Origin of the sequence: Rhodococcus sp. NPDC058532 (genome assembly GCF_042719255.1) — a bacterium.
GTDB lineage: Bacteria > Actinomycetota > Actinomycetes > Mycobacteriales > Mycobacteriaceae > Rhodococcus_G.
Genome location: NZ_JBHXNU010000010.1, coordinates 96,946 through 119,511, shown reverse-complemented (window position 1 = coordinate 119,511; position 22,566 = coordinate 96,946). Strand labels below are relative to the sequence as shown.

At 70.4% G+C, this 22,566-nt stretch carries 24 protein-coding genes and 4 tRNA genes; 24 read left to right on the top strand and 4 right to left on the bottom strand.

Translation table 11 applies throughout. The features are described from left to right. Window positions 1-2: 2 nt before the first annotated feature. The gene (locus tag ACFWQG_RS13890) at window positions 3-896 is read right to left on the bottom strand and encodes a 1,4-dihydroxy-2-naphthoyl-CoA synthase (RefSeq protein WP_378508202.1); all 894 of its coding nucleotides are present in this window, start codon (window positions 894-896) and stop codon (window positions 3-5) included. A 75-nt stretch (window positions 897-971) separates the two neighbouring features. Here ACFWQG_RS13890 and ACFWQG_RS13885 point away from each other — a divergent pair, with 75 nt between their 5' ends. From ACFWQG_RS13885 to ACFWQG_RS13870, 4 genes are all read left to right on the top strand, one after another. After that, window positions 972-1,610, top strand: coding sequence for a PaaI family thioesterase (locus ACFWQG_RS13885; RefSeq protein ID WP_378508201.1), 639 nt, complete (start codon window positions 972-974; stop codon window positions 1,608-1,610). 2 nt (window positions 1,611-1,612) lie between these two features. After that, window positions 1,613-2,470: a 2-phosphosulfolactate phosphatase gene (locus tag ACFWQG_RS13880; RefSeq protein ID WP_378508200.1), complete on the top strand. Its 858-nt coding sequence runs from the start codon at window positions 1,613-1,615 to the stop codon at window positions 2,468-2,470. Further along, window positions 2,467-3,456, top strand: coding sequence for an o-succinylbenzoate synthase (locus ACFWQG_RS13875; RefSeq protein WP_378508199.1), 990 nt, complete (start codon window positions 2,467-2,469; stop codon window positions 3,454-3,456). Before ACFWQG_RS13880 ends, ACFWQG_RS13875 begins: the two co-directional genes overlap by 4 nt. A 143-nt stretch (window positions 3,457-3,599) precedes the next feature. Then, on the top strand, window positions 3,600-4,043 hold the full coding sequence (locus ACFWQG_RS13870) for a DUF6918 family protein (protein ID WP_378508198.1): 444 nt from the start codon (window positions 3,600-3,602) through the stop codon (window positions 4,041-4,043). A 177-nt stretch (window positions 4,044-4,220) separates the two neighbouring features. Here ACFWQG_RS13870 and ACFWQG_RS13865 read toward each other — a convergent pair whose 3' ends face one another. Next, complete coding sequence (locus tag ACFWQG_RS13865; RefSeq protein ID WP_378508197.1) at window positions 4,221-5,054, bottom strand: siderophore-interacting protein; 834 nt, start codon at window positions 5,052-5,054, stop codon at window positions 4,221-4,223. A gap of 105 nt (window positions 5,055-5,159) precedes the next feature. Between ACFWQG_RS13865 and menD the strand changes: the two genes are divergently transcribed. From menD to ACFWQG_RS13835, 6 genes are all read left to right on the top strand, one after another. Continuing rightward, the gene (gene menD, locus ACFWQG_RS13860; RefSeq protein WP_378508196.1) at window positions 5,160-6,794 is read left to right on the top strand and encodes a 2-succinyl-5-enolpyruvyl-6-hydroxy-3-cyclohexene-1-carboxylic-acid synthase; all 1,635 of its coding nucleotides are present in this window, start codon (window positions 5,160-5,162) and stop codon (window positions 6,792-6,794) included. Further along, window positions 6,791-7,201 (top strand): DUF3592 domain-containing protein, encoded by a 411-nt coding sequence (locus ACFWQG_RS13855; protein ID WP_378508195.1) that lies wholly within the window; start codon window positions 6,791-6,793, stop codon window positions 7,199-7,201. The genes menD and ACFWQG_RS13855 overlap by 4 nt, the downstream gene beginning before the upstream one ends. Before the next feature lie 26 nt (window positions 7,202-7,227). Further along, window positions 7,228-7,926, top strand: coding sequence for a demethylmenaquinone methyltransferase (locus ACFWQG_RS13850; RefSeq protein ID WP_378508194.1), 699 nt, complete (start codon window positions 7,228-7,230; stop codon window positions 7,924-7,926). 52 nt (window positions 7,927-7,978) lie between these two features. Beyond that, window positions 7,979-10,330, top strand: a complete 2,352-nt coding sequence (locus tag ACFWQG_RS13845) for an ATP-binding protein (protein ID WP_378508193.1) — start codon at window positions 7,979-7,981, stop codon at window positions 10,328-10,330. 164 nt (window positions 10,331-10,494) lie between these two features. Next, window positions 10,495-11,364 carry an alpha/beta fold hydrolase gene (locus tag ACFWQG_RS13840; RefSeq protein ID WP_378508192.1) on the top strand — a complete coding sequence of 290 codons (870 nt, stop codon included), beginning with the start codon at window positions 10,495-10,497 and terminating at the stop codon, window positions 11,362-11,364. Then, window positions 11,361-11,741 carry a Zn-ribbon domain-containing OB-fold protein gene (locus ACFWQG_RS13835; RefSeq protein WP_378508191.1) on the top strand — a complete coding sequence of 127 codons (381 nt, stop codon included), beginning with the start codon at window positions 11,361-11,363 and terminating at the stop codon, window positions 11,739-11,741. Before ACFWQG_RS13840 ends, ACFWQG_RS13835 begins: the two co-directional genes overlap by 4 nt. Before the next feature lie 51 nt (window positions 11,742-11,792). Here the strand turns inward: ACFWQG_RS13835 and ACFWQG_RS13830 are convergent, their stop codons facing one another. After that, complete coding sequence (locus ACFWQG_RS13830; RefSeq protein WP_378508274.1) at window positions 11,793-13,001, bottom strand: geranylgeranyl reductase family protein; 1,209 nt, start codon at window positions 12,999-13,001, stop codon at window positions 11,793-11,795. 246 nt (window positions 13,002-13,247) lie between these two features. Here ACFWQG_RS13830 and ACFWQG_RS13825 point away from each other — a divergent pair, with 246 nt between their 5' ends. The 3 genes from ACFWQG_RS13825 to ACFWQG_RS13815 all read left to right on the top strand — a co-directional run bounded on the left by ACFWQG_RS13825 (window position 13,248) and on the right by ACFWQG_RS13815 (window position 17,094). Beyond that, window positions 13,248-14,279, top strand: a complete 1,032-nt coding sequence (locus ACFWQG_RS13825; RefSeq protein ID WP_378508190.1) for a polyprenyl synthetase family protein — start codon at window positions 13,248-13,250, stop codon at window positions 14,277-14,279. A 91-nt stretch (window positions 14,280-14,370) separates the two neighbouring features. Continuing rightward, on the top strand, window positions 14,371-15,243 hold the full coding sequence (gene htpX / locus ACFWQG_RS13820; RefSeq protein ID WP_378508273.1) for a zinc metalloprotease HtpX: 873 nt from the start codon (window positions 14,371-14,373) through the stop codon (window positions 15,241-15,243). A gap of 51 nt (window positions 15,244-15,294) precedes the next feature. Beyond that, window positions 15,295-17,094, top strand: coding sequence for a CocE/NonD family hydrolase (locus ACFWQG_RS13815; RefSeq protein ID WP_378508189.1), 1,800 nt, complete (start codon window positions 15,295-15,297; stop codon window positions 17,092-17,094). Between the two features lie 112 nt (window positions 17,095-17,206). Here the strand turns inward: ACFWQG_RS13815 and ACFWQG_RS13810 are convergent, their stop codons facing one another. Further along, window positions 17,207-17,698 carry a YajQ family cyclic di-GMP-binding protein gene (locus ACFWQG_RS13810; RefSeq protein ID WP_378508188.1) on the bottom strand — a complete coding sequence of 164 codons (492 nt, stop codon included), beginning with the start codon at window positions 17,696-17,698 and terminating at the stop codon, window positions 17,207-17,209. A gap of 166 nt (window positions 17,699-17,864) precedes the next feature. Between ACFWQG_RS13810 and ACFWQG_RS13805 the strand changes: the two genes are divergently transcribed. The 11 genes from ACFWQG_RS13805 to rplA all read left to right on the top strand — a co-directional run bounded on the left by ACFWQG_RS13805 (window position 17,865) and on the right by rplA (window position 22,468). Continuing rightward, window positions 17,865-17,947: transfer RNA gene (locus ACFWQG_RS13805), tRNA-Tyr, on the top strand. Between the two features lie 143 nt (window positions 17,948-18,090). After that, window positions 18,091-18,163, top strand: a tRNA-Thr gene (locus ACFWQG_RS13800). Window positions 18,164-18,232: 69 nt separating this feature from the next. Next, window positions 18,233-18,305: transfer RNA gene (locus ACFWQG_RS13795), tRNA-Met, on the top strand. Window positions 18,306-18,374: 69 nt separating this feature from the next. Then, a complete protein-coding gene (gene rpmG, locus ACFWQG_RS13790; RefSeq protein ID WP_031937658.1) occupies window positions 18,375-18,542 on the top strand; it encodes a 50S ribosomal protein L33 in 168 nt (55 codons plus the stop codon). 135 nt (window positions 18,543-18,677) lie between these two features. After that, entirely contained in the window at window positions 18,678-19,133 is a 456-nt protein-coding gene (gene hadA / locus ACFWQG_RS13785; protein WP_378508187.1) for a (3R)-hydroxyacyl-ACP dehydratase subunit HadA, read from the top strand. Beyond that, window positions 19,133-19,561, top strand: a complete 429-nt coding sequence (hadB, locus tag ACFWQG_RS13780; RefSeq protein WP_378508186.1) for a (3R)-hydroxyacyl-ACP dehydratase subunit HadB — start codon at window positions 19,133-19,135, stop codon at window positions 19,559-19,561. Before hadA ends, hadB begins: the two co-directional genes overlap by 1 nt. A gap of 184 nt (window positions 19,562-19,745) precedes the next feature. Beyond that, window positions 19,746-19,818, top strand: a tRNA-Trp gene (locus ACFWQG_RS13775). A 31-nt stretch (window positions 19,819-19,849) separates the two neighbouring features. Further along, window positions 19,850-20,254, top strand: a complete 405-nt coding sequence (gene secE, locus ACFWQG_RS13770) for a preprotein translocase subunit SecE (RefSeq protein WP_378508185.1) — start codon at window positions 19,850-19,852, stop codon at window positions 20,252-20,254. Between the two features lie 41 nt (window positions 20,255-20,295). After that, window positions 20,296-21,096 carry a transcription termination/antitermination protein NusG gene (gene nusG, locus ACFWQG_RS13765; RefSeq protein WP_378508184.1) on the top strand — a complete coding sequence of 267 codons (801 nt, stop codon included), beginning with the start codon at window positions 20,296-20,298 and terminating at the stop codon, window positions 21,094-21,096. A gap of 96 nt (window positions 21,097-21,192) precedes the next feature. After that, window positions 21,193-21,627 carry a 50S ribosomal protein L11 gene (gene rplK, locus ACFWQG_RS13760; RefSeq protein WP_031937663.1) on the top strand — a complete coding sequence of 145 codons (435 nt, stop codon included), beginning with the start codon at window positions 21,193-21,195 and terminating at the stop codon, window positions 21,625-21,627. 127 nt (window positions 21,628-21,754) lie between these two features. Then, window positions 21,755-22,468 (top strand): 50S ribosomal protein L1, encoded by a 714-nt coding sequence (gene rplA / locus ACFWQG_RS13755; protein WP_378508183.1) that lies wholly within the window; start codon window positions 21,755-21,757, stop codon window positions 22,466-22,468. Window positions 22,469-22,566: the final 98 nt, after the last annotated feature.

Sequence of the window (22,566 nt, the reverse complement as noted above, 5' to 3'; positions counted from 1 at the left end):
CGTCAGAAGTGCCACGGGTAGGGCGACCAGTCGGGGTCCCGCTTCTCCAGGAACGAGTCCCGGCCCTCGACGGCCTCGTCGGTCATGTACGCCATCCGGGTGGCCTCGCCCGCGAACAGCTGCTGCCCGACCAGACCGTCGTCCTGCAGGTTGAACGCGTACTTGAGCATTCGCTGCGCCTGCGGCGACTTGCCGTTGATCTTCGCCGCCCACTCGAGGGCGACGTCCTCAAGCTCGGCGTGGTCGACGACCCGGTTCACCGCACCCATGTGGTGCATCTGCTCGGCGGTGTAGGTGTCGCCGAGGAAGAAAATCTCGCGGGCGAACTTCTGGCCGACCATCTTCGCGAGGTACGCGCTGCCGTAGCCGCCGTCGAAGCTGCCGACGTCGGCGTCGGTCTGCTTGAAGCGGGCATGCTCGCGGGACGCGAGGGTCAGGTCGCAGGTCACGTGCAGGCTGTGCCCGCCGCCCGCCGCCCAGCCGTTCACCAGCGCGATGACCACCTTCGGCATGAACCGGATCAGGCGCTGCACCTCGAGGATGTGCAGCCGGCCCGCCCGCGCCTGGTCGACGGTGTCCGCGGTCTCGCCCTCCGCATACTGGTAGCCGCTGCGGCCGCGGATCCGCTGATCGCCGCCCGAGCAGAACGCCCAGCCGCCGTCCTTGCTGCTCGGCCCGTTGCCGGTCAGCAGCACCGCGCCGACGTCGGAGGTCATCCGGGCGTGGTCGAGGGCCTGGTACAGCTCGTCGACGGTGTGCGGGCGGAACGCGTTGCGGACCTCCGGCCGGTCGAACGCGACGCGGACGGTGCCCTGCGTGACGTGCCGGTGGTAGGTGATGTCGGTGAGGTTCTCGAACCCGGGGACGGGGCGCCACAGCTGCGGAGTGAAGGTCACGGGAACCAACCCTATGCCCGCGCCCTGCGGGCGGGTGCGCCGCGCCGGGGGTCCGGGAACGCTACCGTGCAGACCATGAGCGAGCAGACCGAGCGGGACGGCGATTACGAGCGGCACGGCGGGTTCCCGGTGTACGCGGCGGCCCCCGACGACGGCGGACCGCACTTCGGTCGGCTCGTTGAGGCGCTGCGCACCGTCCAGGACCTTGCGGTGTCCACCGCACCGCCGCCGGAGGTGATCGAACGGGCCGCCGAGCAGGCCGAGGCGCTGGCCGCGCTGCTCGCCCCGCACCGGGTCCCGGAGGGCAGGCAGCCGGGCGGCCGGTCCGTCGGCCTGCCCGGCCGCGGCAGCCTGCTGATGCTGCCGTGGACGATCGAGAAGTTTGACGAGACGGGTGTCCGCTCCACCGGGGTGTTCCGGCGCTACCACATGGGCGGCAACGGGGCCGCGCACGGCGGCGTCCTTCCGCTGCTGTTCGACGACCTGTTCGGGATGGTCACCCACGCGTCCGGCAGGCCGATCAGCCGCACCGGATACCTGCACGTCAACTACCGAAAGATCACCCCGCTGGAGACCCCGCTCGTCGTCGAGGGACAGGTCGACCGGGTGGAGGGGCGCAAGACGTTCGTCACGGCACGGCTCACCGAACCGGACGGCACCCTGCTCGCGGATGCCGAGGCGCTGATGATCGTGCTGCTGCCCGGGCAGCCCTGACCGTGCCGACCCCACCCGCACCGCCCGCCCATCGTCAGGGCGCGCACCGGAACCGCTTCGACTGGGGTCCCGCGGGCGCGGCAGCGGTCGCGGTCGGCTGCGATGTCGCCGTCGTCGTCGATGTGCTGTCGTTCAGCACCACCCTCACCGTCGCGCTCGAGGCGGGCGCCGTCGTCCTCCCGTACCCGTGGGACCCGGCGGGCGCCGCCGCCTACGCCGCCGACCACGATGCGACGCCGGCGGTGGGGCGGTCGCGGGCCCGCCCCGGGCAGCCGAGCCTGTCCCCGCTGTCGCTGCGGGCGGGTGCGGTGCCGACGCGGTTGGTGCTGCCGTCGCCGAACGGGTCCGCGCTGTCGTTCGGCCTTGCCACCGGCGGGTCGCCGCATGTCGCTACCGGCGGGTCGCCGCATGTCGCTACCGGCGGGTCGCCGCATGTCGCTACCGGCGGGTCGCCGCTTGTGGTTGGGGCGTGCCTGCGCAACGCGTCCGCGGTCGCTCGCTGGATCGCCAGCTCGGGCGCGTCGACGGTGGCGGTGATCGCGGCGGGGGAGCGGTGGCCGGACGGCTCGCTGCGTCCGGCCGTCGAGGACCTGTGGGGGGCCGGGGCGGTGCTCCGGGCGTTCGCGATCGCCGACCCGGGCGGATGCTCCCCCGAATCGCTGTCCGCGGCGGCCGCGTTCGATGCCGCGGCGCCGACGATCGGGGCGCTGCTCGACTCCTGCGCGGGCGGGCGCGAGCTGGCGGCCAAGGGGTTCGGCGGCGACGTGGCCGTCGCCGCCGAGGTCGACGTCAGCGCTGTCGTGCCGGTGCTGCGGGGCATCGAATTCGTCGACGCCGCGACCGAAGGAGATCCGGCGTGACCGGACCGACCCCGACCCTCGACGAGCTGCGCGCCGCCGCCCGCGTCGTCGCCCTGCCGATGCGGGTGCGGTTCCGTGGCATCACGGTGCGCGAGGTGCTGCTGCTTCGGGGGCCCGCCGGGTGGGGCGAGTTCGCGCCGTTCCCTGAGTATGGGGATGTCGAATCGTCCGCGTGGCTGCGGTCTGCGATCGAGAGTGCCTGGCTGGGGCCGCCGCCCGCGGTGCGCACCACGATCCCCGTCAACGCGACGGTGCCCGCGGTCGCTGCCGCGCAGGTGCCGCAGATCCTGACCCGCTTTCCGGGTGCCAGCACCGCGAAGGTGAAGGTCGCCGAGAGGGGGCAGTCCCTCGCCGACGACGTGGCCCGCGTTGCCGCGGTCCGCAACCGTGTCGAGCACGTCCGGGTCGACGCGAACGGCGGGTGGTCCGTCGACGAGGCGGTGGCGGCGCTGTCCGCGCTGACCGACGGGGGCGCGGTGCAGTACGCCGAACAGCCGTGCGCGACGGTCCCCGAACTCGTCGAACTGCGTCGGCGGCTGGCGGGCCGGGGCATCTCGGTCCCGATCGCCGCCGACGAGAGCATCCGCCGTGCCGACGACCCGCTGCGGGTCGTGCGCGCCGGCGCCGCCGATGTCGCGGTCGTGAAGGTCGCGCCGCTCGGCGGGATGCGGTCGCTGCTGCGGCTGGCCGACGAACTCGCCGGACACGGCGCGCGGATCGTGGTGTCGAGCGCGCTGGACTCGGCGGTCGGGATCGCGACCGGGCTGGCCGCGGCCGCCGCGCTGCCCGCCCTTGACCTGGCCTGCGGGCTCGGGACCGGCAGCCTGTTCGCCGCCGATGTCGCGGCGCCGCTCCCGCTGTCGGGTGGCGAGCTCGAGGTCGCTGCCGTGGTGCCGGATGAGGAGCGGCTCGCGGCGTTGGCGGCCGCACCCCAGCGCACCGGCTGGTGGCTGGATCGGCTGGCTCGGTGTCACGCCCTGCTATGAATGCGCTGCATGATTGCTGACCTGGGCTGCTTGCCGTTGACTCGGGTGGCTGGTGTGGCTCCAGGTGACTGGAGTTGATGGTGTGGTCGGTGCGTCGTATAGGGTCGGCGCTCGACATTCACGCACTATCGGAGGCATTGAAAGTGGTTGCAGCACTGAACGACACCCTGCTCGACCCGGCGCGGCTGCCCGCTGTCGTCGCGGACGTGCAGGAGCTCATCGACGCCGAGGTTTCGGACAAGTCCGGCGCCTCGGGTCTGGCCCTCAAGACCGGCTACGGCGCCGTGAAGAAGGTCGGACCGTCGATCGTTCCGGACGCGGTCGAGGGCCTGCTGCCGAGCTTCGTTACCCGGCTGGAGCCGTTCTGGCAGGACTTCGGCGCCACCGGCGGCGCGTTCGGTGACTTCCTCACCGCCCGCGGCGACGAGGTCGCGGACGCGCTGCTCGGCGTGACCGACGACAAGATTGAGGGCACCAGCAAGGCCGCCGTCAAGAAGGTCTACTCGTCGCTCCGCCCGTCGGCGAAGAAGAACGTCGTCGAGGCCCTGCCGCGGCTCGGCGCGCTCGTCCAGAAGCACGCCAGCTAGTCGGCTCCGCCAACTGTGCGTGATTTTCACCCCGATCGGGGTGAAAATCACGCACCGGGCGCGAAGCGCAGCGGAGCCGCCTCTCTGCACCGGGCGCGAAGCGCAGCGGAGCCGCCTCTCTGCACCGGGCGCGAAGCGCAGCGGAGTCGCCTCTCTGTACCGGCGCCGCAGGCGCATTTACCCCGCGGCGCGGCCGTGCCGCCAGAAGCCGGTGAACGCGATGTCGGCCTTCGCGACCCCGCGATCGTTCACCAGGGTGCGGCGCACCCCGGTCGCGAGCGCCTGCTCGCCAGCCACGAACGCGTAGTCCGGGACGTCGGCGAGGGCGGCGGCGCGCACCGCGTCGAGGGCCAGCGTCCCCGGTCGGGCATGCGGATCGCTCCGCGCCAGCCAGTGCACCGTCATGCCGTCCGGCGCAGGCAGGTCCTGCGCGTCGTCGGCGTGCGGCACCTCAAGGTAGGTCTCCCCGCGCACGTCCGCCGGTGCCGACTCCAGGATCCCCGCGATCGCGGGCAACGCGCTCTCGTCGCCGACCAGCAGCCACCGCCGGGCGTCCGGCCGCGGATGGTGGATCAGTCCCTCGTCGAGCAGGGCGACCTCGTCGCCGGGGGCGGCGGACTGGGACCACGCCGAGGCGGGGCCGCTCGCGTTGTCGTCGCCGTGGCAGACGAAGTCGATGTCGATCTCCGGGTCCGCGCCGTGCCGCGCCTGCTCCGCGTTCCGGAACGCCCGCACCGTGTAGTTCCGCACCACCGGCCGGGTCGCCTTGCTCATCGCCAGGTACTGCGCGTACCAGAGTTTGCCGGTCGCCGTCGGCAGCCGCAGGCCGGTGCCGGGGGCGGGCAGGAACATTCGGAACCACTGGTCGCTGCCGAGCGGGGTGAACGAGCGCAGCTCGGGTCCGCCGACCGTGACGCGGACAAAGTGGGGGCTGATCTGCTTGCTCGCGACGACCTGCGCCCGCAGGAACGCGCGCTGGTCGGGTCTGATGTAGGTGGGGCGCCTGGCCATGAAATTCGTCCTCCCGTGCCGAATTAGATCAGGCAATCCTAACTAGCGGCGGGTCGTCGGTGGGGGCGCTTCGGCCTGCCCGCGAGGTCTGACACCCTGGACACCGTGAATCCGTCCACAGCCCAGGCCACCGCCGTCGTCGACGAACTGATCCGCGGAGGCGTCCGCGACGTCGTGCTGTGCCCGGGTTCGCGGAATGCGCCGCTCGCGTTCGCGCTGCAGGCCGCCGACGCCGCCGGGCGGATGCGCCTGCACCTGCGGATCGACGAGCGGACCGCAGGCTTCCTTGCGCTTGGCCTCGCGATCTCCTCCGGCCACCCGGTGCCGATCGTGATGACCTCCGGCACCGCGGTCGCCAATCTCGGGCCCGCCGTGCTCGAGGCCAACTACGCGCGGGTGCCGCTGGTGGTGCTCTCCGCGAACCGGCCCTACGAGATGCTCGGCACCGGCGCCAACCAGACCGTCGAACAACTCGGGCTGTTCGGCACCCAGGTGCGCGCCACGATCAGCCTCGGTCTCGCCGAGGCCGACGGCGACGCGGCGCTGCAGAACAGCCAGTGGCGGTCGGCGGTGTGCCGGGTGCTCGCGGCCGCCCGCGGCACCCGCTCCGGCAATGCCGGACCCGTCCACTTCGACATCCCGTTCCGGGAACCGCTCGTTCCCGACGCCCATCCGCAGGGGCCGGCACACGAGGGCAGGCCCGGCGGCGCGGCCTGGACGACGACCGCGCACGCCACCCTGGACGTGCCGCTTGAGATCGACCTCAGCCCCGACACCGTGGTGATCTCCGGGCACGGCGCCGCCTACCGGCCCGAACTCGCCGCGCTCCCCACGGTCGCCGAACCGACCGCACCGATGCACGGGGTCCCGCTGCATCCCCTCGCGCTGTCCCAGCTGGCGCCGCGTCAGGCGATCATCACCGGCCGCCCGACCCTGCACCGCCCGGTGTCCAAGCTGCTCGCCGACCCGCGGGTGTCGGTGTTCGCCCTGACCACCGGGCCCCGCTGGCCCGACGTCTCCGGCAATGTCCAGGCCACTGGCACCCGGGCGATCGTCAGCGGCGCGCCGCAGCAGGCGTGGCTCGAGCGCTGCAGGCATCTGACCGAGCACGCGGACAAGGCGGTCCGGCAGCAGCTTTCCGTCCATCAGTGTGCGACCGGCCTGCACGTCGCCGCCGTCGTCGCCGATGCGCTCGGCGACGGGGACCAACTGTTGCTCGGCGCGTCCAACCCGGTACGGGACGCCGCGCTGGTCGGCTACCCGCGTCCCGGGGTGCGGGTGCTGTCCAACCGCGGCGTCGCGGGCATCGACGGCACCGTGTCGGCGGCGGTCGGGGCGGCGCTGTCCGCCGACGCGGCAGGCGGGGGCCGGACGATTGCGCTGATGGGGGACCTGACGTTCCTGCACGACGCGTCGGGGCTGCTGATCGGGACCGGGGAACCGCGACCGAAGGACCTGACCGTCGTCGTCGCGAACGACGACGGGGGCGGCATCTTCGAACTCCTGGAACAGGGCGACCCGCAGTACGCGGGCGTCTTTGAGCGGATCTTCGGCACCCCACACGGCATGGACCTTGCCGCGCTGTGCGCCGCCTATCGGATCGAGCACGCCCGGGTGACCTGCGATCGGCTGGCGACCGAGCTGGCCACCCCCTACGGTCGCGGGATTCGGGTGCTCGAGGTCGGCACCGACCGGGCGGGACTGCGGGAGCTGCACGCCGCGATCCGGGCGCAACTGTGACCCCGAGAACCGCGCATCGCGTCGCCCGCGGGGTGCTGGTCGTCGCCACCGGCATCTCGGTGCTGGCGGTGCTGCTGGTGCTCGCGGCGTGGCGCAACGACCACACCATCAACTCCGACCGCGGCGTCGCGACCGCCGAGGTGCTCTCGGCGGGCGCGCTGCGCTCGGCGGTCAGCTTCGTCACTCCCGACGGGGTGACGCACACCCCGCGGCTCGGTGTGCTGTACCCGACCAAGCTGACCGCGGGCCAGCGCATCGACGTCGAGTACGCCCGCTCCGACCCCGACCTGGTGCGGGTGTCCGGGAGGGACGTGCGGGTCGCGGTGCTCCCCGCAGCGTCGGTGATCGTGGTGACGTGGCTGGTCGCGGCGCCGGTCCTGTGGGCGGTCAGGCGACGGACGGGCTGACCGGGCGCGACGGTACGGTGGGCGGCGTGGCAGCAACGAAGGGCTCGCGGGCATCGCTCGACAAGGAACCGCACGAGGTCGCGTCGATGTTCGACGGGGTCGCGCGTCGATACGACCTGACCAACACCGTCCTCTCCTTCGGGCAGGACCGGCACTGGCGGACCGCGACCCGCGCGGCCCTCGACCTCAAGCCGGGGGAGCGGGTCCTCGACCTGGCGGCTGGCACCGGGGTGTCGACCGTCGAACTCGGTCGGTCCGGGGCCTGGGTGGTCGCCACCGACTTCTCGAAGGGGATGCTGCACGCTGGGTCGTCCCGGCGGGTGCCGATGGTCGCGGGCGACGCGATGGCCCTGCCCTACGCGGACGCCGTCTTCGACGCCGCGACCATCTCGTTCGGCCTGCGCAACGTCTCCGATTTCGAGGCCGGGCTGCGGGAGATCGCCCGCGTCACCAAGCCGGGCGGTCGGCTGGTGGTCAGCGAATTCTCGACGCCGACCTTCGGCCCATTCCGAACCGTCTACATGGAGTACCTGATGAGGGCGCTGCCCCGGGTGGCGCGCGCCGTCAGCTCCAATCCCGACGCCTACGTCTACCTCGCCGAGTCCATCCGGGCGTGGCCGTCGCAGGACGAGTTGGCCCGAACAATTGAGGCGGCGGGCTGGCGAGACGTACAGTGGCGCAACCTGACCGGTGGGGTCGTGGCACTGCATCGCGCCCGCCGGTAACACTCGGTGCGTTGTCGGGGCGCACCGAGGCCAGAACGGGAGTGACGCGAGTATGAACCAGTCCGGTGCGCGCGGGGGGCAGGGAAACCTGCCCCAGGAACTGACCAGCTTCGTCGGTCGGCGGAGGGAACTGACCGAGGCCAAGCGGCTGCTGTCCGCGTCACGGCTGGTCACCCTCACCGGGATCGGCGGGGTCGGGAAGACGCGGCTCGCGTTGCGGGTCGCCGACGACGCACGGCGCGCGTTCCCGGACGGGGTGTGGCTTGTTGAGCTCGGGGAACTGCACGACCCGGACCTGGTCGCGGACGCCGTCGCTGCCGCGCTCGGACTGCGGCAACTGCCCGGGCATTCGCCGCTGACCCAGCTCACCGATCACCTCGTCGAACGGAACCTGCTGCTGGTCCTCGACAACTGTGAGCATCTGATCGACGCCATCGCCGCGCTCGCGGAGGCGCTGCTCCGGTGCTGCCCGGATCTGCGGATCCTCGCGACCAGCAGGGAGCCCCTGTCGATCGGCGGCGAGGCGGTGAGCCGGGTGCCCGCGATGACGGTGCCGGATCCGCATCGGCCGCCGCACCTGCAGGGTCTGCCGCAGTACGAGGCGGTGACCCTGTTCGTGGAGCGGGCGGCCGCCGCGGTGCCGGGATTCGCGCTGACGGAGGAGAACCGGGTCGCGATCTCGTCGATCTGCTATCAGCTCGACGGGCTGCCGCTGCCGATCGAACTGGCCGCGGTCCGGCTGAGGGCGATGTCGGTCGACCAGATCCTCGAGCGGCTCACCGACCGGTACCGGCTGCTGACGAAGGGCAGCCGCGGTGCCCCCACCCGGCAGCAGTCGCTGCGCATGAGCATCGACTGGAGCCACGAACTGTGCACCGACACCGAGCAGGTGCTGTGGCGGCGGCTGTCCGTGTTCGCGGGCAGTTTCGAACTCGACGCCGCGGAAGGGGTGTGCGGCGAGCCGGACGACGCGGGCGCGCTGCTCGACGGGGTCGCGTCGCTGGTCGACAAGTCGATCCTGATCCGGGAGGAGGTCGATGCCGGGGTCCGGTACCGGATGCTCGAGACGATCCGCGAGTACGGCCGCGAGAGGCTGCGGGACGCGGGGGAGTTCACCGCGATGCGGCGTCGGCACCGGGACTGGTACGAGGGCATCGCGGCGACCGCGGAATCCGAGTGGATCGGTCCCCGTCAGGTCGACTGGATCCGCAGGCTGGACCGCGAACAGTCGAACCTGCGCGAGGCGATCGCGTTCAGCGTCACCGAGCCAGGTGGTGTCGACGGTGCGCTGCGGATCGGAACCGCCATGTACCCGTACTGGTTGTGCCGCGGCATGTCCAGCGAGGGCAGGCACTGGCTCGACCGCGCCCTCGACCGGGGACCCGACCTGCCGAGTCTCGATCGGGTGAAGGCGCTGTACGTGGACAGCGTGCTGGCGGGCACCCAGGGCGACCTGCGACGCGCCGCGGACCTGGTGGCGCGTTGTCGGCGCGTCGCGGCCGAACTCCGCGACCCCGAGGCCGACCTGTTGACGAATCTCGCCGCCGCCTCGGAGTCGCTGTTCGCGGGCAGCCTCACCGAGGCCATCCCGGCGTTCGAGGCGGTCATTGCCCGGTTCCGGGCCTCCGGTGACCTGCTTCGGCTCGCCAACGCGCTGGTCGGTGCGGCGGTGTCCGCCGGTGTCCTCGGGGAGGAGAGCCGGGCGATCTCCTATCACGAGGAGGTCCTCGACATCACCGAGGAGCACGGCGAATCCGCGATCCGCGAGTACTCCCTGCTCGCGTTGGCGTTGAGCCGATGGTCCGACGACCCGGACAGCGCCTCCGACCTGCTGGAGCAGGGATTGCGGCTCGGGCGGGTCATCGACGATCCGCTCGGGTGCAGCTCCTGCGTCGAGGTGCTCTCCTGGATCGCCGCCGCGGACGGGCGCTATCGGCGGGCCGCGGTCCTGATGGGGGCGGCGCAGGCCCGGTCCCGGGCGGTCGGCAGCCCGATCGTGTTGCTGCCGAACGTGCTCGTCTACCACGAGGAGGCGGAGAAGCGCACCCGCGACGCGCTCGCGGAGGGGGTCTTCGACGCGGCCTGGCGGCAGGGCGGCGCGATGTCCTGCGACGACGTCCTCGCCTACGCACTCGGCGAGCAGCAGGTGCCCGCGCCTGCCCCGGAGCCCGAGGCCGTCACCCTGACGCGGCGCGAACAGCAGGTCGCGGAACTCGTCGCGCAGGGCCTGACCAACCGCGCGATCGCCGGGAAGTTGGTGATCTCGCAGCGGACGGCGCAGGGGCACGTGGAGCACGTGCTGGCCAAGCTCGGCTTCAGCTCACGAACCCAGATCGCGGCCTGGTTCGTCGAACAGCAGACGAGCCGGTCCGGGGCGCCCGGCGACCCCGTCGGGGGGCGGTGACCGGCGGGTTTTCGGTGACACCGGGTACCCGGAAATCGAAAAACAGGTACCCATCCCCGTCATTCGGCCGTCGTGCCCCGCACGGATACCCGGCACTGTGATGAACGTCTCAGCAACCGAGTCGTTCTCCAGTGATGGCACTCGCCGTGAAGTCGAGGTACCCGATGCACGAGTCTCCACCCCGAAATTCGTCGGCCGCCGGTCACCGGCCCGCCCAGGACCTGCGCTGGCGACAGGTCCGCGTCGACCGCAGTGCAGTGGACTACGCGGTCGGTGGGCACGGCAGGCCGGTTGTCTTCCTGCACGGCTGGGGACTCGGACCTGCCCCGTACCGGGCCGCGCTCCGGGAGCTCGCGCATCGGGGGGTGCGGGTCTATGCCCCCGCGATGCCCGGATTCGGCGGCACCCCGGAGCTGCCCCAGGGCGAACGCGACCTCGACGGGTACGCACGCTGGGTTGGCCGTTTCGTCGACGCCATCGGCATCCGCCGCCCGGTCACCGCGATCGGACACTCGTTCGGCGGTGGCGTCGCCGCCCGGGCCGCGCACGACCTGCCCGACCATGTCGAGGAATTGGTGCTCGTCAACTCCGTCGGCGGGGCCCAGTGGACGTCCGAGGGGGCGGCCCGGCCGATCGGTGAGCGGCCGCTGTGGGACTGGGCGCTGCGCCTGCAGGCCGATGCGCTCGGCTCGCCGTCGCTGAGCCAGATCGTCGGGGCCCTGGCCGGGGACGCGCTTCCGAACGTGCTCCGGGACCCGATGGCGGTGTGGCGGGCCGGGCACGTGGCCCGCACCGCCGACCTGCGGCCGGAGCTGATCAGGCTCGCGGAGCGGAGGCTGCCCGTGACGCTGCTGTGGGGTACCGCGGACAGCGTGATCCCGGAGGCGAGTTTCGACTCGATGCGGGCCGCGCTCGGCGACCCGAACGTGGTGATGGTGCCCGGCAACCACTGCTGGCCGATCGGTGAACCCGACCGGTTCGGGGAGACCGTCGGCCGGGTCCTGTCGCGATGCAGGGAGCAGGTGTCGGCATGAGCGTCGACGCGGTCACCAGGCCGTTCGAGACGGAGGCCTTCATGCTGCGGTGCTGCGGATCCTGCTCGGCCCTGTACGCGCCCGAGACGTGGGTGTGCACGAGCTGCGACGGCAACCTCGAATGGGTGCCGTCGACGGGGCAGGGGGCCGTCGTGTCCTGGACCCGGCTCGACCCGGCGAACGCGGGAGCGAGTGGACGCGGGCTGGACCCGCTGACCATCGCGATCGTCGAACTCGACGAGGGACCGTGGATTTATGCGGCGATCGAGGGCGGCCACCCGGACGCCGCCCCTGGCCGGGCCCGGGTGGTGTTCGCGCAGGAACCGGTCGTCGGCCGGTTCCCGGTGTTCGTCCTCGACCCGGCGGGGTCCGAGTGACCGGACCGTTCAGGCCACCCGACGGCCTGAACGGTCCGGTCACGCCGAGGATCAGCTGAACGGGGGGCGGCCGTCGACGCGCAGCGACGCCGCCCCCGCAGCCCGCCACGCCCGCGCGGTCAGGTCGGCGTCCTCGTCGGTCACCAGATTGCCCATCACCCGGACCGCGACGGTCATCAGCGCCCGCGACCGCATCGCCACCGGCCCACCTGCTGGCAGCACCCGCGGCACCGTCAGCAGCCCGGCGAGCCTGCGGGCGATCGAAAACGCCCGGCCGTAGTGCTGCCGCAGCACGGTGGGCCACAATTCGGTGAGCTCGCCAGCATCGAGGAGGTCGACGATCATCCGGCCGGTTTCCAGGCCGTAGTCGATGCCCTCCCCGTTCAGCGGGTTCACGCACGCCGCCGCGTCCCCGACCAGCGCCCAGTTCGCGCCAGCCACCCCGGACACCGCCCCGCCCATCGGCAGCAGCGCCGACCCGACCGATCGGATCGGCCCGTCCAGGTGCCATTCGTCGCGGCGTTGCGCCGCGTACAACTCGATCAGCGGGCGCAGCGCCCCCGGCGCCGGGTGGGTCGCGGTCGCCAGCGTTCCGACCCCGAGGTTCACCCGGCCCCCGCCGAGCGGGAACACCCAGCCGTAGCCGGACAGCAGCGCCCCCGCACCGTCCCGCAGTTCCAGGTGGGAGGTGATCCACTCGTCGTCGGCGCGACCGGAGTCGACGTAGGCGCGGGCCGCGACGCCGTAGGCGGTCTCGCGGTGCCACCGCCTGCCCAGCAGCTTGCCGAGGGGAGACCGGACGCCGTCGGCGACCACCAGATACCGGCACCGGACGGTGCGGGCGCCGTCCGCCGTCGCGAACGTGACCGCGCGCACGGTGTCGGCGTCCCGCTCGACGTCGACCGCCTTCGCGCCGGCGAGCATCGTCGCGCCCGCCGCCACCGCGACCCGGCGGATCCGGTCGTCGAGTTCCGTCCGTGGCACCGCGCTGCCGGTGGCGGGGAACGCGCCGTCCGGCCATTGCAGCTGCAGTTCCCTGCCGAACCCGGTCAGCCGCAGCCCCCGGTTCACCGGGCGGCCGCTCAGCCACTCGCTGAGCCCCAGATGGTTCAGTTCGCCGACCGCGCGCGGCGTCAGGCCGTCGCCGCAGGTCTTGTCGCGGGGAAACGCCGCGGCATCCGCCAGCAGCACCTCGCGGCCGGATCGGGCCGCCCAGGCCGCGGCCGCGGAGCCGGCCGGACCTGCGCCGACAACCAGCACCTCGGTCCGCTCGGGGACGCCCGTCGGTGCGGCGTCTGGGACGCCCGTCGGTGTTGCGGCGGTCGGTGCGAATTGATCGGATTCGGCAGGCGGAGGCACCACGGCAGTATCTTGTCAGGCCCGGCCCCACGCCCGGTGGCAGCCCGGGTACCCCGCACCCGCCGCGTGCCCACTACCGTGGGCATCCACAGCAGTCGTCGGGCCGGTGACAGTGGGATCGGTTTGGCCGGTGTCTCGGAGAACAGGATGGGTACTGAGATCGTGAGCACGAGCGAAGCGACGAGCACCGTCGTCGCCGGTGTGGATCTGGGCGACCAGGCACTGGCCGAGGTGGTGCGGACGGGTCTGACCGACGTGGAGGCCCTGCTGGTCGGCGAGCTGTCCGACGGAGAGGACTTTCTCACCGAGGCCGCCCTACACCTGGCCAAGGCGGGCGGGAAACGGTTCCGGCCGTTGTTCACCCTGCTGACCGCCCAGCTGGGGCCGCGGGGCACCGATCCGGCGGTGATCACCGCCGCGACCGTCGTCGAGCTGGTGCACCTGGCCACGCTGTATCACGACGACGTGATGGACGAGGCGTCGATGCGGCGCGGCGCGCCGAGCGCGAACTCCCGCTGGGACAACAGCATCGCGATCCTGGCCGGCGACTACCTGTTCGCCCACGCCTCACGGCTGGTGTCGACCCTCGGCCCGGACGCGGTCCGGATCATCGCGGAGACGTTCGCCGCGCTGGTCACCGGCCAGATGCGGGAGACCATCGGGGCGAAGCAGAGCCAGGACCCGGTCGAGCACTACCTGAAGGTGGTGTGGGAGAAGACCGGATCGTTGATCGCCGCGTGCGGGCGTTTCGGTGGCACGTTCGCGGGCGCGACGGCCGAGGACGTGGTCCGGCTTGAGCGGCTCGGCGACGCGATCGGCACCGCATTCCAGATCGTCGACGACATCATCGACATCTCCTCGGTGTCCGCGCAGTCCGGGAAGACACCGGGAACGGATCTGCGGGAGGGGGTGCACACCCTCCCGGTGCTGTACGCGCTCCGCGAGGAGGGCCCCGACGGCGACCGCCTCCGGGAACTGCTTGCCGGGCCGGTCACCGAGGACGCCGCGGTCGCGGAGGCCCTGAGCCTGCTGGAACGGTCGCCGGGGATGGCCGCCGCGAAAGCGAAGCTCGGCGAGTACGTCGACCTCGCCCGCACCCAGCTCGCGGAGCTGCCGCAGGGACCGGCGAACGAGGCACTGAAACGCCTGGTCGAATACACGATCGCCCGCGTCGGCTGAAGTAACGTTCCCACCGAGGGAACCCCTCCAGGTGATCCCTCGTTCAACGGGTGGTGGGCCGGTCCCGGCCGGCCAGGGGAATGAGGTGGCTGTGCACAGGTACTCGAACGGGGTCAAGACCTTCGGCCTGCTGGTGGTCATGTCGGCGCTGATCGTCTTCGTCGGATCCCTGTTCAACAGCCGGACGATTCTGATCCTCTCGATCCTGCTGGCCGTCGGCACCAACGCGTACGCCTACTTCAACAGCGACAAGCTCGCCCTGCGCGCGATGCACGCCCAGCCGATCACCGAGGTGGAGGCGCCGGTCATCTACAAGATCGTGCGCGAACTCGCGACCGCCGCGCATCAGCCGATGCCGCGGCTGTACATCAGCCCCACCGCCGCCCCGAACGCCTTCGCGACCGGACGCAACCCGCGCAACGCCGCGGTCTGCTGCACCAGCGGAATTCTGCAGATCCTCGACGAACGGGAGCTGCGTGCGGTGCTCGGGCACGAGCTCTCGCACGTCTACAACCGCGACATCCTGATCTCCTCGGTTGCCGGTGCGATGGCGGCGGTGATCTCCGGGCTGGCGAACATGGCGATGTTCGCTGGCATGTTCGGTGGACGCGGGGAGAACCGCCCGAACCCGCTCGCGCTGCTGCTGGTGTCGCTGCTCGGCCCGATCGCCGCGACCGTGGTGAAGCTGGCGGTCTCGCGGTCGCGGGAGTACCAGGCGGATCAGTCGGGTGCGGAGCTCACCGGTGACCCGCTGGCCCTGGCGTCGGCGCTGCGCAAGCTCGAACGGGGCACCCAGGCCGCGCCGTTGCCGCCGGAACCGAAGATCGCTGCGCAGTCCCACATGATGATCGCGAACCCGTTCCGGGCGGGCGACAAGATGAGTCGGATGTTCGCCACACACCCCCCGATGGCCGACCGGATCGAGCGGCTGGAAAACCTCGCGGGTCGCCGGCTCCCCGAGTAGCGGGGGTAGGTTTACCGTCCGATACGGACTTCGATGCAGATCGGGCGGTAGATGAGGACGACAACCCTGTTCGCTGCCGTCGCCGTGGTGGTTGGCGCGGCACTCCCGGTGAGCGTGGCACACGCCGATCCGGTCGGGTTCAGCAAGAAGAGCCTGTACTTCGACACCACCGTCGGGGCCGGGAACGACCAGCACTGCGCCGTCGAGGCGGACCTCTACACCCCGGTAGGGGTGTCGGTGACGAACCCGGCACCGGCCGTGCTCACCACCCACGGCTTCGGCCAGGACAAGGACGCCCAGACGCCGACCGCCGAGTTCCTCGCAGGCCGGGGATACGTGGTCCTTGCGTACTCGGGTCTCGGCTTCGGCGGCTCCGGGTGCAAGGTGACCCTCGACGACCCGGAATTCGACGGCCGGGCCGCGCAGGACCTCGTCAGCTTCCTCGGCGGCGCGGACGGCATCGCCTACGCCGACGCCGCGCACACCCAGCCGGTGCCGGGTGCGGAGCACGTGGTGCGTGACGTCGTCGCGCAGGACGGCCGGGTGCTGCCGAACGACCCGCGCGTCGGTATGGTCGGCGGCTCCTACGGCGGCGCGATCCAGCTCGCCGCGGCCGCCGTCGACCCGCGGATCGATGCGATCGTGCCGATGATCACCTGGAACGACCTGAGCTATTCGTTGGCGCCGAACAGCACGGGAGCCGACGTGGGGGTGTCCGGCGCGGTCCCCGGCGCAACCAAGACGTCGTGGACGGCCCTGTTCACCGGGGCGGGCCTGACGGCGCCCGGTGTCGACGGCTACCGCACCGACCCGTCCAAGCTTGTCGGCTGCCCGAACTTCGCCGATCCGACCTGCGGGGCGCTCGTCACCTCGCTGACGCAGGGCTTCCCGGATCCGCAGGCGGTGCGGTTCCTGCGGGCCGCCTCGGCCACCTCGTACGCGGACCGGATCCATACCCCCACCCTGCTGATCCAGGGCGCGGAGGACACCCTGTTCACCCTCAACGAGGCACAGGCCACGTTCGAGGCGCTGCAGCGGCGGGGAACCGAGGTGAAGATGATCTGGCAGCGGTCCGGGCACTCGTCCGGCGGGGAGACGAACCTGCTGCTCGGCGGGCTCGGCAGGCCCGACCCGGACACGCAGTATCCGGCGGCGCGCTACCTGGATTGGTTCGAGCATCACCTCAAGGGGCTCGCCGTCGACACCGGACCGACGTTCGCCTACCACCGTGACTGGGTCGCCGCCGGCGACACCGCCGAAAGCTACGCGACCGCCGCGGGCCCGACCGTGGGGGAGCCGCGGTCGCTGTTCCTGTCCGACGGCGGGCAGTTGGTGACCGACCGCGGCGATATCCGGGCGGGCGCGGCGGCATTCGACACCCCGGCGGGCGGGGTGGTTCAGGGCTCAACGGCGTCGAACATCCGCGTCGATCCCGGCCCGCGGCCGGAGGATCAGCCGCCGGGCAGCGTCGTTGCCTGGACCGGAGCGCCGCTCGACGGCCCGCTCGACGTCGTCGGGGCACCGGAGCTGGCGGTGACCGTGACGACCCCCACCCCCGTCGGCGACGAGCGGGACGCGGTCGTGATGTTCGCGAAGCTCTACGACGTGGCGCCGGACGGTTCGGCGACGCTGATCAACGGGCAGGTCGCGCCCGTGCGCATCGTCGACCTTGGTGCCAGCACCGAGGTGACGCTCCCCGCGATCGTGCACCGATTCGACACCGGCCACCGCATCCGGGTGGCGTTGTCGGGTAGCGATTCGAACTTCCGCGGCGGGCTGGTGCCGCGTCGGGTCACCGTCGCCGCAGGCGATCCCGGTCAGCAGTTGACGCTCCCGGTCGTCGAGGGCTGAGCGGAGGGCCGTGCCCGCAACGGAGTGAACGGATCGTTCAGTCGATCAGATCGACTGAACGCTTCCGTTCACTCGGTGGGGGGGGACGCGGGTGCCTACCGGTGTGCCGGTGCTACCGGTAGTTGACGAACTGCAGCGCGATACCGAAGTCCTCGCCCTTGAGCAGCGCGATCACGGCCTGCAGGTCGTCGCGCTTCTTGCTGCTCACCCGCAGCTCCTCGCCCTGGATCTGCGCCTTGACGCCCTTCGGGCCCTCGTCGCGGATCTTCTTCGAGATCTTCTTCGCGTTCTCGGTCGAGATGCCCTGAACGAGGGAGCCGGTGAGCTTGTAGATCTTTCCGGACTGGGCGGGTTCGCCCGCGTCGAAGGCCTTCAGCGAGATGTCCCGACGGATCAGCTTCTCCTTGAACACCTCCAGTGCGGCCTTGAGGCGCTCCTCGGTCTCGGCGGCGAGGGTGATCGACTCCTCTCCCGACCACTCGATGCTCGCCCCGGTGCCGCGGAAGTCGAAGCGCGTGTTCAGCTCTTTCTCGGCCTGGTGCAGCGCGTTGTCCACTTCCTGCCGGTCCACCTTGCTCACCACGTCGAAGGACGAATCCGCCACGTCTTGTCTCCCTACTTCGTCGGTCCCGGCCAGGTCCCGGGGGTTCGAGAACCCACGATAACCACCCGGTTTGCGTTCACCCGCCCCGGTAGTTGTATTCTTCTCAACGCGTCAGGGAGAACCGGGTTGCCCGAGAGGGCCGGCCGAGGAACCCTGGATGACACCAGGCAGGTTGCCCGAGCGGCCAATGGGAGCGGACTGTAAATCCGTCGGCTTACGCCTACGTAGGTTCGAATCCTACACCTGCCACACCGGGGTCCCGGCGAGCGTCAGCTCGCTGGGACCTGGCGGTTGCAAAGTTGAAAACGGCTCCTGACCAGGCGGTTTGGAACTCCGGACAGAGACTGTGTAACCTTCGGAAGGCTTCAAAGCGCGAGAGCGCAGCGGAGCATGCCCCCTTAGCTCAGTCGGCAGAGCGTTTCCATGGTAAGGAAAAGGTCAACGGTTCGATTCCGTTAGGGGGCTCGCTGGATGGGTGTCGCGTACCTGGCTCACGTACCATGTGGGTCACGTGCACTGGCGCCGATGCATCGAGGCGGTGTAGCTCAGTCGGTAGAGCAAACGACTCATAATCGTTGTGTCGCCGGTTCAAGTCCGGCCATCGCTACAAACCTGACAAGGCTCTGATTGACCCTGATCAGAGTGACCCACAGTTTCTCCGAAAGAAGGCATACTCGTGGCCTCCTCCACCGACGTTCGTCCCAAGATCACCTTGGCCTGCGAGGTATGCAAGCACCGGAACTACATCACCAAGAAGAACCGGCGCAACGATCCCGACCGGCTCGAGCTGAAGAAGTTCTGCCCGAACTGCGGAACACACCAGGCGCATCGGGAATCCAAGTAGCATCAATCGCGTGCCCCGCCAATGCGGGGCACGCGATTTTTTCGTTATGACGCGGGGGCCGGGACGGGAGGAATCCCGTGGCCGGCCCGTCGCTGTGTTTCAGCCGCGTCCAGTGCAGATAAGGGTCCTGCTTCGGTGAAACTGAATGCTGATCTCGTTGGCCTGCATCACAGGTTCAGCGACTACTACGAGGTCGGCCGCGAGAAGGTGCGCGAGTACGCACGCGCGGTCAAGAACGACGACCCGGCGTTCCGCAGCGAGGACGCCGCGCGTGAGCTCGGCTACGACGGACTGGTGGCGCCGCTGACGTTCATCTCCGTCTTCGGGTTCATGGCGCAGGAGGAGTTCTTCGACACGCTCGGCCTCGAACTGGACCTGAGCAACATCCTGCACACCGATCAGCGGCTGGTGTTCAACCGGCCGATGAAGGTCGGCGATCGGCTGTACTGCGACGTCTACGTCGACTCGCTGCGCGTGATGGGTGGCAGCGACATCATCGTCACCCGGAATGAGATCACCGATCAGGACGGCGAGCTGGTGCTCACCACCTACACCACGTTGATGGGCCGGCACGTCGAGGAGGGTGAGTGATGGCGCTGCGGAGCTTCCAGGGTGTCGCGGTCGGGGAGGAACTGCCCGCCAAGACCGTTCCGTTGACCCGGGCCGACCTGGTCCAGTATGCGGGGGTCGCTGGCGATCCGAACCCGATTCACTGGGACGACGAGGTCGCCCGATCAGTGGGTTTGCCAATGGCGGTCGCACACGGCATGCTGACGATGGGTATCGGGGCCGGGTACATCACGTCCTGGCTCGGAGACCCGGGCGCGGTGCTCGAGTACAACGTCCGTTTCACGAGCCCCGTCTACGTGCCCAACGGCGGCGGGGGTGCCGAGATCGAGCTGACCGGTAAGGTACGCTCGGTCGACGATGAGGCCCGCACCGCGGTGATCGCCATCGTGGCCAAGGTGGACGGCAAGAAGATCTTCGGTCGGGCCACCGCGACCGTCCGGCTCGGCTGAACACGACACCGGTAGGGTTCGGTCGATTGGGTTTGTCAGACCACCGTGCAGTACACTGAGATTTCTGGGATTGTTCAGCGCTGCGCGCTGCCCTTCGATGTCAACGGCGTCGAGCGGGGTGGCGCGCGTGTTGTGTGGTCACAGAGCTGGTTGACCGGCTCGTGAGAGCGGTTCGGTCCACCAAAGGGGCGTAGCTCAACTGGCAGAGCAGCGGTCTCCAAAACCGCAGGTTGCAGGTTCAAGTCCTGTCGCCCCTGCTCCGGATGTCAGCGACTGAGAGGAACTACGGTGAGCGAGGATCGCGGAAAGGCCGAGGACTCGGCAGGGTCCTCGGGCGCCGACGATGCCGCCAACGGCGCCGCACCGTCCTCTCGACCGACTGGCAAGCGTCCGGGTCGCCGTTCCCACGCGGCGGCGGACGCATCCGCGGCGACCACGGTCGCCGCCACCGCCGGCACTCCGGCCAAGCCTGCCAAGGCGAAGGCGGAGAAGCCGCGCAAGGAGAACTTCTTCAAGCGCCTGCGTCGGTTCCTGCGCGAGGTGATCGCCGAACTCCGCAAGGTCATCTGGCCGAATCGCAAGCAGATGGTCACCTACACCACCGTCGTGGTCGCCTTCGTGACCTTCATGGTGGCGTACATCAGTGGATTGGACGTGGCGTTCATCAAGGGCGTCACCTGGTTGTTCGGCTGACCCCGGACACCGAAATGCAATGAGAGGAAGCGAGCGCGCCAGTGAGCACCCCCGATAACGACGCAAATGAGGCCCTGGCCGGAGAGCCTGTTGCCGATGACGCGCTCGCTGCGGAGTCCGCTGACGGTGTGATCGTCGACGACTCCGGCGACATCGAGGCCGCCACCGCCGACTCCGACGCCGCGGCACCGGACGCCCCCGCCGAGGCGGAGGAGGCGGTCGATCCGGTCGCCGAGATGAAGGCAGCGCTGCGCCGTGCCCCCGGTGACTGGTACGTCATCCACTCGTACGCCGGGTACGAGAACAAGGTGAAGGCCAACCTCGAGACGCGCGTGCAGAACCTTGACGTCGGCGACTACATCTTCCAGGTCGAGGTCCCGACCGAAGAGGTCACCGAGATCAAGAACGGCCAGCGCAAGCAGGTCAACCGGAAGGTGCTGCCCGGCTACATTCTGGTGCGGATGGAGCTCAACGACGAGTCGTGGGGCGCGGTGCGCAACACGCCGGGCGTCACCGGCTTCGTCGGCGCGACCTCCCGCCCGTCGCCGCTGTCGATCAACGAGGTCGTCAAGTTCCTGATGCCGCAGCAGGGCGCCAAGAAGCCCGCCGCCGCGGCCGCGGCCACGGCAGGCGAGGCAGCAACGGAGACCGTCGCCAAGCCGCTGATCGAGGTCGACTTCGAGGTCGGCGAGTCGGTCACCGTCATGGACGGTCCGTTCGCGACGTTGCCCGCCAGCATCAGCGAGGTCAACGCCGAACAGCAGAAGCTCAAGGTCCTGGTCTCGATCTTCGGCCGCGAGACTCCGGTCGAGCTGTCGTTCAACCAGGTCTCGAAGATCTAGCAGCCTTGAAGATCACGTCGCGCACCGTTCGCCGGCCCGCGTGACCCCACACTTGCACTGCAGCAAGAAACACACCCGCAAGAATTAGGAACGAAGATGCCCCCCAAGAAGAAGAAGCTCGCAGGGCTGATCAAGCTTCAGATCCAGGCCGGTCAGGCGAACCCTGCCCCGCCGGTGGGTCCCGCGCTCGGTCAGCACGGCGTGAACATCATGGAGTTCTGCAAGGCCTACAACGCGGCCACCGAGTCGCAGCGCGGCAACGTGATCCCCGTGGAGATCTCGGTCTACGAGGACCGGACCTTCGACTTCAAGCTGAAGACCCCGCCCGCCGCCAAGCTGCTGCTCAAGGCGGCAGGCGTGCAGAAGGGCTCCGGCGAGCCGCACAAGACCAAGGTCGCGACCGTGACCATGGATCAGGTGCGCGAGATCGCGAAGACCAAGCAGGAAGACCTCAACGCCAACGACATCGACGCCGCCGCGAAGATCATCGCAGGCACCGCCCGCTCCATGGGCATCACCGTCGAGGGCTGACAGGCTCCCTCCGCGCCGTGAGGTCGCGGAACCCGAAGAATGCGTGGGAGGGCCGGCCAGGCCCGCAACCACAACCGAATCATTCGCCCGGTGCGACGACGCCGGGTGAGACGTAAGGACAGAACACATGGCAAAGCGCAGCAAGGCGTACCTCGCCGCCGCCGAGAAGGTCGATCTGAGCACGCTCTACAGCCCGCTGCAGGCTGCGAAGCTGGCGAAGGAGACCTCCTCCTCGAAGATGGACGCGACCGTCGAGGTCGCCGTCCGCCTCGGCGTCGACCCCCGCAAGGCGGATCAGATGGTCCGTGGCACCGTCAACCTCCCGCACGGCACCGGTAAGACCGCCCGTGTGATCGTGTTCGCCGCTGGCGAGAAGGCCGCCGAGGCCGAGGCCGCTGGCGCGGACGCCGTTGGCGCCGAGGACCTGATCGAGCGCATTCAGGGCGGCTGGCTGGACTTCGACGCCGCGATCGCCACCCCGGACCAGATGGCCAAGGTCGGCCGGATCGCCCGCGTCCTCGGGCCGCGCGGCCTGATGCCGAACCCGAAGACGGGCACCGTCACCACCGATGTGGCGAAGGCCGTCGCGGACATCAAGGGCGGCAAGATCAACTTCCGCGTCGACAAGCAGGCCAACCTGCACTTCGTGATCGGCAAGGCGTCGTTCGACGACGCCAAGCTCGTGGAGAACTACGGCGCAGCGCTGGACGAGATCCTGCGTGCGAAGCCGTCGTCGGCCAAGGGGCGCTACGTCAAGAAGGTCACGGTTTCGACCACCACCGGACCGGGCATCCCGGTGGATCCGAACCGCACCCGCAACCTCCTTGAGGACGAGGCGTAGCCCGTTCGTTCACAGCGTGATCGGTGAGGGCCGGTCGGGGGCAGTGCTCCCGACCGGCCCTCACCGTCTCTCGTCCCCGCACCGGTCGATTTGGTGTC

Coding starts and splice junctions, on each gene's coding strand:
- ACFWQG_RS13865 (WP_378508197.1), bottom strand. CDS start 5,054: ATGGCCAGGCGCCCCACCTACATCAGACCCGACCAGCGCGCGTTCCTG.
- ACFWQG_RS13825 (WP_378508190.1), top strand. CDS start 13,248: ATGGGTACTGAGATCGTGAGCACGAGCGAAGCGACGAGCACCGTCGTC.
- rplA (WP_378508183.1), top strand. CDS start 21,755: ATGGCAAAGCGCAGCAAGGCGTACCTCGCCGCCGCCGAGAAGGTCGAT.
- ACFWQG_RS13835 (WP_378508191.1), top strand. CDS start 11,361: ATGAGCGTCGACGCGGTCACCAGGCCGTTCGAGACGGAGGCCTTCATG.
- rplK (WP_031937663.1), top strand. CDS start 21,193: ATGCCCCCCAAGAAGAAGAAGCTCGCAGGGCTGATCAAGCTTCAGATC.
- ACFWQG_RS13845 (WP_378508193.1), top strand. CDS start 7,979: ATGAACCAGTCCGGTGCGCGCGGGGGGCAGGGAAACCTGCCCCAGGAA.
- ACFWQG_RS13840 (WP_378508192.1), top strand. CDS start 10,495: ATGCACGAGTCTCCACCCCGAAATTCGTCGGCCGCCGGTCACCGGCCC.
- ACFWQG_RS13885 (WP_378508201.1), top strand. CDS start 972: ATGAGCGAGCAGACCGAGCGGGACGGCGATTACGAGCGGCACGGCGGG.
- ACFWQG_RS13815 (WP_378508189.1), top strand. CDS start 15,295: ATGAGGACGACAACCCTGTTCGCTGCCGTCGCCGTGGTGGTTGGCGCG.
- hadB (WP_378508186.1), top strand. CDS start 19,133: ATGGCGCTGCGGAGCTTCCAGGGTGTCGCGGTCGGGGAGGAACTGCCC.